The 14,804-nt window shown below is 56.6% G+C and carries 9 protein-coding genes; all 9 read left to right on the top strand.

Features of this window, described 5'->3' with window-relative positions:
* Positions 1-14: 14 nt before the first annotated feature.
* The 9 genes from BCM02_RS10625 to BCM02_RS10585 all read left to right on the top strand — a co-directional run bounded on the left by BCM02_RS10625 (position 15) and on the right by BCM02_RS10585 (position 14,797).
* Positions 15-2,882 carry an ABC transporter permease gene (locus tag BCM02_RS10625; RefSeq protein ID WP_148929046.1) on the top strand — a complete coding sequence of 956 codons (2,868 nt, stop codon included), beginning with the start codon at positions 15-17 and terminating at the stop codon, positions 2,880-2,882.
* 5 nt (positions 2,883-2,887) lie between these two features.
* Positions 2,888-3,784, top strand: a complete 897-nt coding sequence (locus tag BCM02_RS10620; protein WP_148929045.1) for an ATP-binding cassette domain-containing protein — start codon at positions 2,888-2,890, stop codon at positions 3,782-3,784.
* A 90-nt stretch (positions 3,785-3,874) separates the two neighbouring features.
* The gene (locus BCM02_RS10615) at positions 3,875-4,915 is read left to right on the top strand and encodes a substrate-binding domain-containing protein (protein ID WP_148929044.1); all 1,041 of its coding nucleotides are present in this window, start codon (positions 3,875-3,877) and stop codon (positions 4,913-4,915) included.
* Between the two features lie 1,252 nt (positions 4,916-6,167).
* A complete protein-coding gene (locus tag BCM02_RS10610) occupies positions 6,168-7,550 on the top strand; it encodes an ABC transporter substrate-binding protein (protein WP_148929043.1) in 1,383 nt (460 codons plus the stop codon).
* 388 nt (positions 7,551-7,938) lie between these two features.
* Positions 7,939-10,860, top strand: coding sequence for an extracellular solute-binding protein (locus tag BCM02_RS10605; RefSeq protein ID WP_148929242.1), 2,922 nt, complete (start codon positions 7,939-7,941; stop codon positions 10,858-10,860).
* Between the two features lie 101 nt (positions 10,861-10,961).
* Entirely contained in the window at positions 10,962-11,843 is an 882-nt protein-coding gene (locus tag BCM02_RS10600) for a carbohydrate ABC transporter permease (RefSeq protein WP_148929241.1), read from the top strand.
* Positions 11,844-11,847: 4 nt separating this feature from the next.
* Complete coding sequence (locus tag BCM02_RS10595; RefSeq protein ID WP_148929042.1) at positions 11,848-12,714, top strand: carbohydrate ABC transporter permease; 867 nt, start codon at positions 11,848-11,850, stop codon at positions 12,712-12,714.
* Between the two features lie 12 nt (positions 12,715-12,726).
* Positions 12,727-14,187: an NHL repeat-containing protein gene (locus BCM02_RS10590; protein ID WP_148929041.1), complete on the top strand. Its 1,461-nt coding sequence runs from the start codon at positions 12,727-12,729 to the stop codon at positions 14,185-14,187.
* Positions 14,177-14,797, top strand: a complete 621-nt coding sequence (locus tag BCM02_RS10585; protein ID WP_148929040.1) for a Yip1 family protein — start codon at positions 14,177-14,179, stop codon at positions 14,795-14,797. The genes BCM02_RS10590 and BCM02_RS10585 overlap by 11 nt, the downstream gene beginning before the upstream one ends.
* The last annotated feature ends 7 nt before the right edge of the window (positions 14,798-14,804 follow it).

The raw sequence follows: 14,804 nt of genomic DNA, 5'->3' as shown, positions 1-14,804 counted from the left end.
GGAGCGTAAGGCCAATGTCCGTGCTCATCATGTTGTTCCGCAAGTTGGCAAGAAACCGCTGGCTGGCCGCTAGCCTGCTCGCGGGCATGCTGTGCTGTATCGCGCTGACGTCCAGCATGCCGATCTATAAGAACGCCGTGCTACGCTATATGCTGGTCCAGGACATGGACCGCAGCTATGCGGAAACAGGTATTCACCCGGGCGTCGTCTCCATCGACATTACGATGCGCGACGACAATCCCAACATTCAAGCAGCTATTATGGACCGCCTGGCCTCCTACTGGGCATCCAACATCACGGACGGCAGCCTGAAACTTCTGCTCGACCAGCGGAGCATGGAGACCGTTCGGTTCGCGCTTACGCCGGCCGACCCGTCGCGCGTCGACGCAGAGGAGAAGCGTTCGGCCAAATTCGCCGCTCGTACCGGTCTTGAGGGGAAGGTGCGCGTCGTAGACGGCGTCCTCCCCAAGAAGGAGCCGGTGAACGGCGTCTATGAAGCGATGGTGACCGACAACGCGCTCGTCGAGCTGAACATGCTGCTCGGCCAGGAATATATCATCGACGACCCGAGGCAGAAGGGGCAATCGATCCGCGTCAAGCCCGTCGCCGTCATCGCGGAGAACGATTTGAGCGATGCGTATTGGAGCCGCGCAAGCCTGAGCCCCGAGCGCAGCACGCTATTTCTGCCGGAGGAGCTGTTCAGCCGCGACTTCGCGGAAGGAGGTCCGTTCGTATTCGCCAAGATCGGAGCGCTGGCGGCTGCCGATTATACGACGTTCGACATCGAGACGGCCGAATTGCTGATCGGGCTCGAATCGAGCATGGCGGCCGACATGCTGGGTAATTATAATTTCTCCGTCAGTTCGTCGGCTTGGGTACCCGGCAGCGACGCCATGACCGCGTATGCCGACCGGGAGCAGACGCTTCGCGTATTGCTGTGGTCGCTCAACGTGCCCCTATTCATCTTAATCGGCTTCTATCTGTATATGGTCACGGGGATGCTGATCGAACGGCAAAAGTCCGAGATCGCCGTGCTGCGCAGCCGCGGCGCGACAAGATGGCATGTGATGTCCATCTATGCGATGGAATTCGGGCTGATCGCCGCGCTCGCGCTTGCGGCAGGTCCCGTTCTGGGCGCGGCGTTCACGCGGATGCTCGGTTCGACCAGCACCTTCTTAAGTTTCGTGGATCGCGGCGCGCTAGAGGTGCGAATATCCGGCGAAAGCTGGCTGTATGCAGGCGGAGCCGCGGTAGTCGCTTGGTTCGTCGGTCTGGTTCCGGTCTTCTTGGCGACCCGCAATTCGATCGTCGACCAGAATCGCGCCAAAGCCCGCGAGGGGAAACGTCCGGCCTGGCAGACGTTCGGCCTGGACATCATGCTGCTTGGCCTCTCGTTCTATGGCTATTATATCTACCATCAGCGAATGCGAGACTTGATTAAGCTCGGCCTGGACGGGCAATCGCTGTCGGCGGATCCGCTGCTCTACACGGTGCCGACCCTGTTCATTCTCGGAGCGAGCCTGCTGCTCATCCGGGCTTACCCGCTCCTGGTGTCGATTCTCTATCGGCTCGGCCGGAAGCGGTGGGCGCCGCAGCTTTATTCCGCGCTGCTGCTGGTCAGCCGGCGCAATCGGATCTATCACGGGCTGATGGTGTTCCTCGTGCTGACGATCGGCACGGGCATCTACAACGCGAACACGGCACGCACGATTAACGGCAACATGGAAGATCAAATCTGGTATGCGAAGGGGAGCGACATCGTGCTGCGCCAACATTGGGCGAGCGATGCGCCGGCGCCAACGGCCCCCGGTCAGGCCGGACCTGATCAGCAGGCCGTCACGGCTGCGCGCATTAACTATCTGGAACCGCCGCTGGCCTTGATCGAGCAGCTTCCCGGCGTCGAGCGCGCGGCGAGAGTGTTCATGAAGGAACAATCGGACGCCTGGCTCGGCAACAAGAGTGGCAAGGTTCGCCTGATGGGCATCGATACCGACGCATTCGGCGAAGCCGCCTGGATGAAGGAGGGGCTGCTGCCGCATCACTTCTATGATTATCTGAATCTGATGGCACCCGACGCGAACGCGGTGCTGCTGTCGAGAACGGCGGCCGATCATTTCGGCGCGCAGATTGGCGATGTCATGGATATCGGCTGGGAAGGGCTGCGGCCGACGCGATTCGTCGTTTACGGGGTCGTGGACTATTTTCCGACCTTCAATCCGAATCGCGCATCGGCCGAGACGTCGCAGGATGACGGGAATCCGATGCTCATCGTCGGCCATCTCGAGAAAATCCAGAACGAGCTGGCGATGGAGCCCTACGACGCCTGGATCAAGCTGGCGCCCGGGACGGACCGCCTGCGGCTGCTAGAAGCCATAGAGGAGATGGGAATCGCGCTGGAGAAGTTCGACGATACGATCGGCGAAATCGCGCAGAGCCGCCTCGATCCGTTCCGCATGGCGATCAACGGCGTCATGAGCCTCGGCTTCATCGTGTCGCTTGCCATCAGCTTTATCGGCTTCATGCTCTTCTGGCTCCTGTCCTTGCAAGGACGCATGCTGCAGCTCGGGATATATCGGGCGATGGGGATTTCGTTCCGCCAGCTTCTCGGCATGCTGATCGTCGAGCAACTGCTGACGACGGGCGCGGGTTTCCTGATCGCCATCGCAACCGGATTGACGGCGTGCCGCATTTTCGTACCCTTGTATCAGCTCTCGTTCGATCCCGGTCGAATCGTGCCGCCGTTCGAAGTGATCTCGGATCAAGCCGACATCGTCCGGCTTGCGGCCGCGACGTGCATCATGCTTGTCGCCGCGCTTCTCATTCTCGCCTGGTTGCTGAAACGAATGAACATCTATCAAGCGGTCAAGTTAGGGGAGGATTGAACGCGATGATCGCCTGCGAGAACCTCGTGAAGATTTACAAGACGAACGATATCGAAGTGATGGCGCTTCAGGGATTGAATCTGCAAGTCAAGCAAGGCGAGATGATGGCGATCATCGGCAACTCCGGCAGCGGCAAGTCGACGCTGATGAATATGCTGGGGGGACTGGACCGTCCGTCGGCCGGACGGCTTGCCGTCGATGGCATCGACATGCTGAAACTGACGGATCGGGAGCTTTCGCGCTACAAGCGCGAGACGGTCGGATTCGTCTGGCAGAATAAAGCACGGAATCTGATCCCGTATTTGACGGCAAGGGAAAATGTCGAAATCCCGATGCTTCTGCATGACCGGAAGAAGAAGCGCGAGCGCGCCGCCGGATTACTGGAGGCCGTAGGGCTTGGCCACCGCCTTCATAACCGACTCGAGGAGCTGTCCGGCGGCGAACAGCAGCGGGTCGCGATCGCGATATCGCTCGCGAACCGCCCGAAGCTGCTGCTGGCCGACGAACCGACCGGCGCGCTCGACACGCGCACGTCGGCTCAAGTGATGGAACTGCTGCGCAACCTGAATGCCGACTTGGGACTGACGATCGTCATCGTGACGCACGATCTCGATCTTGCCAAGCAAGTCGAACGCGTCGTCGAAATCCGCGATGGACGCACCTCGTCGGAGATGATTCGCCGGGCGGACGAGGCGGAAGGTGCCCAGTGGTCTGATGGGAATGGCGAATCGGACGATACGCATATCGAGTATGCCGTCATGGACCGCTCGGGGCGCATCCAAGTTCCGGAACATTACCTGGAAGCGGTCGGCGCGAAGAATGCCGACAAAGTGCTGCTGCGGCTGGAAGAAGACAAGATCGTGCTACTGCCCGAACGCCGGGAGCGTCATGGGAAAATGTGAGTTTCCGCGTTTGATTCGACAAATTTTCTGCTATTATAGGGAAGAGGAGTTGGCAGAACCTACGAAAATTAGTCGGATTGGATGATTGATATGAGAGGGAAAGTAACCATTCAAGAAATTGCCGACATGGCGGGCGTATCGAAGTTCGCGGTATCGCGCGCGCTTACCGGAAAAGCAGGCGTCAGCGCGGCAACGCGGGAGATGATATATAAGGTGGCCGGACAACTCGGCTACTTCAAGAACAACGAGCCGAAACGCGTCGCCGGCGAACTGCAAGAGCCAGTCGACCGGAAGCGGTCGGGAACCATCGTCGTCCTATTCCCGAATATTCGGTATCAGAACAAGGACTCCGTCTACTGGGGGCCCGTATTCGACGGCATATCGGCAAGGCTTAATCAGCTGGGCATCGATATCATGACGCTGACCGAGCCGTCCCACGATCATGTATTCGCGCTCGTCAAGCCGGAAGCGATCCGAGGCGTCATCACGGTCGGATCCATCTCTACGCCGATTCTTCTGGATATCGGCCGGCTGAATATTCCCGTCGTGATGGTCGATCACGTCGATCCGGCGTTCCCGTGCGATACGGTATTCACGGATAACTTCAGCTGCATGCAGAATTTGACGACGAAACTGGTCAGCAAGGGATATCGTAAATTTCAGTTCGTCGGCAATATATCCGATGCCCAAAGTTATTTCGAGCGGTGGCTCGCTTTCCGCACGACGCTCGAAAGTTATGGAATCGCGTTGGATCAGGATCCCCTCCTAATCGGGCAGGATGCCGACGATATGTATAAATTGTTCCCTCAGCTGGAGCTTGCGGAGCTGCCCGAGGTGTTCGTCTGCGCGAACGACACGACGGCCCAATACCTGGTCGACGAGCTCGGCAAACGGAATATGAGCGTACCGCGCGACTGTGCCGTAACGGGCTTCGACAATACGTGCGAAACCCATCCGATTCTCGGTACGGTCGACGTCAACAAAGGACTGTTGGGAATGCGGGCAGTCGATCAGATGCTCTGGCGCATCGAAAATCAAGACTCGGCGGTCGAGAAAAAACTGATTCAAGGCGATCCGATTATTCGGGAACAGCATGCTTATACGCGAGACAACGTTGCGGTATCTGAGTGATGCGCCATGAGGGAATGGAAAGAAAAGCACGAACGATAACGAAATCGATACTCGGCGAGCCGATGTGTCGATTTTTTTTATTGGAATAGGATAAGATGATGCACTTTAATTTATGGAAAAAAGGAACGTAAAGCGTGTCCGCGCAAGCGGACGAAAGCGAATGTCAGCACGATGTCCCTCCAAGTGCACGAACGGACAGGTTTCAACCCCAAGGCGAAACGTCTCGAACGAAGCTCGAACAGAAGCTTTGTCCTTTAGGACGACGCGGGCTCATCGCGAAAGGACACATCAAGGACGGCCGCGTAGAAGGCACGCTTATTTGCGGAGTCGAACGTTTTTCGGAGAAAAACGACTTCGGAAGCACATGGCTATCTTTCTGGTTTCCCTCGGCGGAGGGCAATGCTGTAAGATTAAGGAAAAACATCCGATGAAGCCAACTAGGGTCTATAGTTGACAGGCTTAAGTCTAAAGATGGACTTCAAAACCCACTGAAGCTTTGTCCGTGAGGACAAAAGCGTGCTCCGCTCAAGCCCAAACGCCGTCCGCGAACAAGTGCGCCAGCACGAAAAAGGGAGTCCTGAGCGTTTTCAAAGGAAAACGCACTTCGGAAGCATACGCTTGGGCGAAGTCCTTTGGTTCCCCTCAGCGGAGGGGGACAATGCTGTCAGGTTAAGGAAAAACGGCTAAGCCACCTGAGGCCTATAGTTGACAGGCTTGTGTCTAAGGAGAGACCTCAAAACCCACTGAAGCTTTGTCCGTCAGGACAAAAGCGTGCCCCGCTCAAGCCCAATCGCTGACCGCGAACAAACAGGCCAGCACGAAGAAGGGAGTCCAGAGGGCAAAGCCCTTTGGAGCCTCCTCGGCGGAGGAGGTGGGAGGAGGGAGCAACAAAAGTGGGGTCAACGGGGCGCAGCCCTTCTAAACCTGACAGCATTGGCGGAGGGGGAAGGCGCGAGGGTGAAAGGCCGGGATTTGCCGCGAAAGTAGTTTAGGTAATAAAACCAAACAAGAATAACAACTAGAAAACAAAAACGCATGATTTGTTGCATTGGTAATTGACGGTAATAAAAGACGGTGTTATGATTGTTTTGCAAACAGCACAGGATCACGGTGGTGATGAGAACCTAAAATCGTTAATTTGTAAACGCTTACTTGTAAACGGTTACTTCGGGGGATTTGGCCGCTGCGTATAGCCCAATAAGCTGTAATCGGTGCCAAGAGCAACACGATAACAAAAATGGGAGGCTTGACAATGAAAAAATTGAAAGGGCTTTCAATCCTGTTTATCGCAATGATGATGGTGACCACCGCTTGCAGCGGCGGCAGTAACAATGGCGGAAGCAATACGGGGACGAATGCGCCGGCGAACAATGCGACGGCGACGAACGAGCCGGCCAAGGAGGAACCAGCCAAGGAAGAGCCGGCTAAGGAAGAACCGCCAGCGGCCGTCGATCTCGGCGGCCGAACGATTAAAGTCGCGGCCTGGTGGGACCAGAAGCCGGCAGGCAACACGGCAGGCGAGAAAGCGCGCCTCGATAAGCTTGCCGAATTGGAGAAGAAGTATAACTTCAAATTCGAATTCATCAATGTCCCGTTCGAACAATACATGGATAAAGTGACGACGTCGACGCTGGCCGGCGAGCCTTTCGCGGATATCGCGATCATGGAGCTCAAGCGCGCGATCCCGCTGGTGAAGCAGGGTATCATTCTTCCGGTCAGCGAATTCACGTCGGCTACGGACGACATCAACAACGAGCAGAAGCTGATGCAGAAGCTCCCCGCCATGGGGGGCACCGAGTATGCCTTCGGAACACCGGGCGTACAAATAGTCGGCACGTACTACAACCGCGACCTCGTGAAGAAGCTTGGTTTGCAAGATCCGCAGGAGCTGTTCAACGCCGGTCAGTGGACGTGGGATAAATTCCTCGAGCTTGCGAAAGCCGCGACGCGCGACACCGATAACGACGGCAAGAACGACACGTTCGGCTACTCCGGCTGGCCGGTCGACGCGGCTCGCCACCTGGGCGTGACGAACAATGCCATGTTCGTGAACGAAGACCTGACCATGGGGATGACGGATCCGAAACTGGCCGAAACGCTGGAGTTCGTAAACCGCCTGTACAACGTGGAGAATGTCGTCAAAGTCAAGTCGGGCAACAAGATGGACTGGAACGAAACGAACACGTTCAAAGATGGCGACGTGCTGATGTCGATCAACTATGACTGGAACGTTGGGGACTTGACCTTCGAAGTCGGCGTCGTTCCGAATCCGAGCGGCCCGAACACGGACAGCAAGCATACGTACGCGAATTCGGCTCAGAATGGCTGGTTCATGCTTAAAGGCGTGAAAGACGCGCAGACGATTTACTCGATTTGGGAGCAAAGCTTCGACGTGCCGCCGACCGAAGAATACTTGGGTCAGGATTGGCTGGAATCCCGCTTCAAGAATCAAGCCGACATCGACCTTGCGCTGAAGAGCGTGAACGGCACCGGCCGTCTGGCGATCGAAGAAGGAATTCCGGACTTCCCGGTCTTTGCCGTCATGGACGAAATCATTCTGCAGAATCAATCCGTGTCCGCAACGATCGAGAAGCATAAGGCGGCCGCCGAAGCCGCGCTTCAAAAAGTAAAATAATCATCATTGCCGTTCGCGCAGCAGACGGTAAATAACAGAAGGGGGTGTGCTGTCACGAAGCACATCCCTTTTTGTCATTGTCGGCAAACAGATCCTAATGCGGATCAATCCGCGGGGTGGAATACGTCATGCGAGACGGATGGCATTACCGAAATCCTAATCAATTTTGACAAAAATCGATGGCTAACGGCAAAATACCGCCATATACATAATAACAAAACAATAACAAAGTAATAAAGATTCATTGACTGTTGTTTGGTTCGATGTTACGATCTTTATGTAATGTAAGCGTTTACCTAACAAGGATTATTCATCCGCTCGGGTGTAAGGGCGTCATGCCACGTACTCGTCGCTGAGCTTATTAGGGGGGCTGGAATTGAAGGGGAAGATGAAAACAGTGCTCACGGCCTTGAGCACCGTATTGGCGTTAAGCTTGCTGATATCCGGCAGCCGAATTTCAGCGGAAAGCGAAAGCACAACCGGCGAGACAAAGAGCGCAAGCGTTGATTTGACCGCCGACGAGGAGCTTTTCTCCATGATTCAAGGCAAAGGGGGATATGCGGCTTATGCCGCGAATTATGAAAGCGCTATCCGTCCGGAACGCGAGATCGTCATCGAGGCAGCCGATTATGACGCCATCGAAGGAGACGGCTTCGAGAAGCTCGACAACTACGAGGGACGGAGCGGCGTCTCGCTGAAGACCGGCGAGCGAGGGCAGGTGGATTGGGTCGTCGACGTGCCGGAGACGGGACTATACCATGTCTCGATGCTCTATTATCCGATCGAAGGCAAGAGTTCGAGCATCGAGCGGTCGTTCCTGATCGACGGCGAGGCGCCGTTCGAAGAAACGGCGTACCTGCAGTTCGACCGCGTATGGGGCAACGAGCTCGAGAAGGTGCAGCGGGACAATCGCGGCAACGATCTGCGGCCGCGTCAATCGGAGAAGCCGCAATGGCGAGAGACGCTGTTCAAGGATCACGAGGGTTATTTCGAGGAACCGTTCCAATTTCACCTGACGGCCGGCAGTCATACGCTAACCCTGGTTTCGCAGCGCGAGCCGATGGTGATCCGCCAATTGAAACTTTTTCAGTATCAAGAGCCGGCTTCCTATCAAGACGCGCTGGCGGCTTACCAGCAAGAAGGAATTCAAGAAACGGAAGATATCCTGGTGACGGTTCAAGGCGAGGACGCCCTCGTCAAATCGTCGCCGACGCTATACCCGCAAACGGAACGTTCCAGTCCTGCGGTTACGCCTTACAGCCCTTCCGAGGTTCGGGTCAATACGATCGGCGGCAACAATTGGCGCATCCCGGGTCAATGGATTGAATGGGAGGTCGAAGTGCCGGAGACGGGGCTTTACAAGCTGGGCTTCAAATCGCAGCAAAATTTCGTGCGGGGCATCTATTCGACGCGCAAATTGCTGGTCAACGGCGTCATCCCGTTCAGCGAAGCGCAGCGGGTGCCGTTCCGATACAAGAGCGGATACCGGGTCGATGTCCTGGGCGGCGACGAACCGCAACTCGTGCGGCTGAACCAAGGCAAGAACGTCATCCGGCTGGAGAATAACCTGGGCGATTTCGCGCCGCTGATCCGGTCCATCGAAGAGAGTCTGTTCAACTTGAATAGCCTCTACCGCAAAATCTTGATGATCACCGGAACCGCGCCCGATCAATACCGCGACTATCGCGTCCATGTGCGTATTCCGGATTTGCTCGAGACGTTCAAGGCGGAGAGCGACAGGCTCCAAATCGTCAGCCGGGAGCTTCGCCGACTATCGGGCGGAAGCAGCGACTCCGAAGCGCTGTTGAAGACGATGTACGTGCAGCTCGACGAAATGATCGACGAACCGGACACGATTCCGCGCCGTCTCGCCTCCTACAAGACGAATACGGGAGGTCTTGGCACGTGGCTGCTGCGGACCCGCGAAATGCCGCTGGAGATCGACGAGATTTACGTCGCCTCGCCGGACAAGAAATTCCCGCGCGCCGGTCTCGGCTTCTTCTCGGAATTGAAGCATGAAATCAGCACGTTCGCTTACTCGTTCTTCATTGATTACAACTCGATCGGGAACGTCGCCGAAGACGGCGATCAGCGTTCCGTCACGGTCTGGATCGGCTCGGGCCGCGATCAGGCGAACACGCTCAAGGCGATGATCGACGAGACGTTCACGCCGCAGACCGGGATTAACGTCAACTTGAAGCTGGTGCAGATGCAGACGCTGCTCCCCGCGACGCTGGCCGATCAAGGACCCGACGTGGCGATGCAGATCGGCAACGATATTCCGGTCAACTACGCGATGCGGAACGCGGCCGCGGATTTGACGCAATTCGGCGACTTCAAGGCGGTATCGGAACGGTTCCGTCCGAGCGCGCTCGTGCCGTATACGTACGAGAAGGGCGTGTACGCGCTGCCGGAGACGCAGACGTTCAATATGTTGTTCTACCGGAAGGACGTCATGAACGAATTAGGACTCGACATCCCGCAGACGTGGGACGATGTCTCCAATTTGCTGGCCATCTTGAACAAGAACCATATGGAGTTCGGCCTGCCGCTCGTGCTGAATCCGACCTATCCGGGAGAGAACTTGCCGCCGAATTCGATATACGCCGCCTTGCTCATGCAGAATGGAGGCCAGTTCTATCGCAATGACGGCAAGGAATCGGATCTTGATTCCCACATCGGCATCGAGACGTTCAAGACATGGACGGAGTTCTACACGGATTACAAGCTGGAGCGCGAGTTCGATTTTGCGAACCGGTTCCGTACCGGTCAGATGCCGATCGGCATCGCCGATTATACGACGTATAACCTGCTTACCGTATTCGCGCCGGAAATTCGCGGCATGTGGGGCTTCGTGCCGATACCCGGCACGCCGAAGCAAGGCGGCGCCCTCGACCGCTCCGTCCCGAGCGCGGGAAGCGGCACGATCATGCTGAAGGGCGCCGCGGACAAGGAAGCCGCATGGGCGTTCATGAAATGGTGGACATCCGCGGACACGCAGACGCAATTCGGCAGAGAGATGGAAGGGCTGCTCGGCGCATCCGCCCGCTATCCGACCGCTAACATCGAGTCGCTCGACAGCTTGCCTTGGCCGGTGGCCGAGTACGAGAACTTGAAAGCCCAGTTCGACTACGTCAAAGGCATTCCGGAAGTGCCGGGCGGGTATTTTACGGGACGCCACCTGCTCAATGCCTTCTATAAGACCGTGGTCAGCGCCAATACGGAACCGCGCGAAGCGATTGTCGATTACGTCCAGTTCATTCAGGATGAAATCAAAGCCAAACGCAAAGAATTCGGCCTTCCGGAATAAAAGGGGGGACATACGTGTCCAATATCACGATCGAGCGCAATAAGCAGCAGCCGGCGGGAACCGGCAAACCGGCGCGTTCCCGGACGCGGTGGGCCGTCCAGATGCGGGAAATGAAGAAGCAGAAGCATTCCTATATTTTGATGGCGCCGTATATGCTGTTGTTCGCGGCCTTTACGATTTTGCCCGTCATCATGTCCATCTTCATCAGCTTTACGTATTTTAACCTGCTCGAATTTCCGCGTTTCATCGGCTGGCAGAATTATTCGCGGTTGTTTCTGGAAGACGACGTGTTCTTGACGGCCATTAAGAACACGCTCCTCTTCGCGGCCATCACCGGCCCCGTCAGCTATATCGCCTGCTTTATTTTCGCCTGGATCATCAATGAACTCGGACCGAAGCTCCGCGCGATCATGACGCTGGTCTTCTATGCGCCGTCCATATCCGGCAACGTGTATTTCATCTGGCAGATCATTTTCTCCGGGGACCGGTACGGCATCGCCAACGGCTTCCTCATCAAGCTAGGCTTCATTCTGGAGCCGATTCAGTGGCTGAAGACCGAGAAGTACATCCTGCCGATCCTCATTCTCGTGCAGCTCTGGCTGTCGCTCGGGACCGGATTCCTCGCCTTCATCGCCGGTCTGCAAACGGTCGACAAGACGCTGTACGAAGCCGGCGCGGTAGACGGCATACGGAACCGCTGGCAGGAGCTATGGTACATTACGCTGCCGTCGATGAGGCCTCAGCTGATGTTCGGCGCCGTCATCCAGCTTACGACGTCGCTCGCCGTGGCGGACGTATCGATCAACCTGGCCGGATTCCCGAGCGTCAACTATGCCGCGCAGACGATCGTCACGCACTTGATCGACTTCGGCACGATCCGCTTCGAGATGGGGTACGCCTCCGCGATCGCGACCGTGTTGTTCGTCATCATGCTCGGCGCGAATCTGGTGATCCAACGACTGCTCAGGAAGGTAGGGGACTAATCGCATGAATTCCATCCTTAAGATGCGCAAGAAGCGGGTCAACCGGTCCTTCATGGGGAGTTTCTCTTTATTCGTGCTGCTGGCGATCGTCGGCGCTTTCATGGCGCTCCCGCTCGTCTATGCGATTAACTCGGCCTTCAAGCCGCTCGATGAAATCTTCCTGTTCCCGCCGACCTTGTTCGTGCGCAATCCGACGCTGACCAACTTCGTGGATCTCATGACGCTGCTCGGCCAATCATGGGTACCGTTCTCCCGCTATATTTTCAATACGTTCTTCATTACCGGGATGGGCGTCGTCGGTCACGTCATCTTGGCTTCGGCAGCCGCTTATCCCCTTGCGAAGCATGTGTTTCCCGGCAAAGCGCTCATGTTCCAGACGGTCGTGCTGTCGCTCATGTTCACCGGCGCCGTGACATCGATTCCGAACTACATGATCATGTCGTGGCTCGGCCTCATCGATACGTATTGGGCGGTGATCGTCCCGGCATTCGCTTATCCGCTCGGACTATATCTCATGAAGCAATTCATGGAACAGCTGCCCGACTCGCTGCTGGAAGCGGCCAAGATCGACGGGGCGAGCGAATACCGCATATTCTGGCAAGTCGTCATGCCCAATGTGAAGCCGGCATGGCTGACGCTCGTCATTCTATTGTTCCAGCTGCTGTGGGGGACGGACGGCAACGGCTTCATCTACAGCGAGCAATTGAAAACGCTTCATTACGCCTCGGGCCAAATCATTCAAGGCGGAATCGCCCGCGCCGGCGTCGGCGCAGCCGTCGCATTGATCTTGATGAGCGTGCCGATTACGCTGTTCGTCCTCTCGCAGAGCCGCATTATCGAGACGATGGCGACATCCGGCATGAAAGATTAGGGGGGACCGTCCGTGAGATTACAAAAAGCGATCGTGCTGGCGGCGATCCTCTCGATGTTCGCCGCCTTAGCGGCGCCGGCCGCCTCGGCCGCCACGCCGTATGAAGCCTATACCTACAACTTTTATGAAGAATCGGTGCCGCTGCCCGCGCCGTACGTGCCGGAGCAAGCCATTACGGGACAAAGTCTGGGCGTCGGCAATTTCAATCAACCAAACGACATTTTCGTCACGGAAGACGGATTCATCTACATTCTGGACAGCGGCAATGCGCGAATTATCGCCCTGGACCGGCAGTGGCGGGTCCTCCGGACGATCGATCATTTCGAGTTGGACGGAGCGGAGAACAAGTTCGCCAATCCATCGGGCATATTCGTATCGGAGGAGAAGGAGATCTACGTCGCCGATACGGATAAGGGGCGAGTCGTCATCCTGACGAACGAAGGCGAACTGATTCGCGTCGTCGACAATCCCCAATCGGAAATTTTGCCGCCCGATTTCAAGTTCGTCCCGGTCAAGGTGACGGCAGACAAGGCGGGCCGGATCTTCGTCGTCGCGCGCGGGATGTATGAAGGCATCATGCAGTTCGACGAGGCCGGCCGGTTCATCGGCTACGTCGGCACGATCAAAGTGACGGCGAATCCGGCCGACCGGCTGTGGCGGGCGCTCGCGACGGATGCCCAGCAAGCTCAGATGCAGCTGTTCATTCCGACGGAATTCGCCAGCGTCGATATCGACCGCAAAGGCTTCGTCTATGCGACGACGATCGATATGAATTCGACCGAAACGATCAAACGGCTGAACCCTTCCGGACAGGACGTGCTGAAACGATTCGGCGAATTCACGCCGCGCGGCGACATTCGTTACCGGATGCTGGGCAACAACTCGGGCCCGTCCAAACTTGTGGACATCAAGGTGCTCGGCGGCGGCATGTATGTCGCGCTCGATTCGCTGCGCGCCCGTCTGTTCGCGTACAACGACGAGGGAGAACTGCTGTATGCGTTCGGCGGACGCGGGACGCAGCTCGGAGTCTTCAATACGCCGGTCGCGGTCGAACGGGTGGCGGATCAACTGGTCGTGCTCGACCGGGGCAAGAACAATATCGTCGTCTTCAAGCCTACGCGATTCGGCGAACTGGTGGCCGCGGCGACAACCGAGCATTACAACGGCAACACCGACCAATCCGTCGGCATCTGGAGAGACGTGCTCCGATTGAATTCGAACTTCGATATCGCCTACCGGGGCATCGGACGTTCGCTGCTCATGCAGAAGAAGAACAAGGAAGCGATGACGTATTTCAAGCTCGGCATGGACCGCAAATATTATTCGACGGCCTTCAAGCGATACCGCCGCGAAGTGATGCAGGAGCAGTTCGGCAATGTGATGACGGCGCTCATGGTGCTTCTATTCGCCTTCATCGCCTATCGGATCGCAAGGAAAGTCAGGGTGAGAAGGAGTGAGAGACGTGAAGCATGATTTCGTGAAGTTTCCCCTCCATGTCATCGTCCACCCGTTCGACGGGTTCTGGGATATGAAGTATGAACGCAAGGGCAAGGTTCGGGTCGCGCTGTCGATCCTCGCGCTGTTCATCCTGACGCTTATCCTGCAGCGGCAATTCTCGGGCTTCCTCGTCAACTTCAACGATCCGCGGTACTTGAACAGCCTGAACGACATGATCTACACCTTGCTGCCCTTCTTCCTGTTCTGCATCGCGAACTGGTCGATCACGACCTTGATGGAAGGCGAGGGCAAATTCAAGGAAATCGTCATGGCGACCGGTTATGCGATGCTGCCGCTCATTCTGATCAATCTCCCGATGACGTTCGTCAGCCGCATCATGGTGCAAGAGGAGACGGCCTTCTATTATTTGATGAACGGCTTCGCCGGCATCTGGTTCCTCTATTTGCTGTTCGCCGGCATTATGACCGTCCACCAGTATACGGCCTCGAAGACCGTCATCACGATGATCCTGACCGTCATGGCCATGGGGATCGTCGTCTTTCTGGGCACGCTTGCGCTTAGCCTCGGCGCTCAGATTTGGTATTTCATCTATGATATCTACCGCGAACTCATTTTCCGAACGTAAGGGGGAC

Source organism: Paenibacillus methanolicus (assembly GCF_008124765.1).
Lineage (GTDB): Bacteria > Bacillota > Bacilli > Paenibacillales > Paenibacillaceae > Paenibacillus_Z > Paenibacillus_Z methanolicus.
Note: the sequence above shows the minus strand (reverse complement) of the source record. Positions and strands in the feature narration are given on the sequence as shown.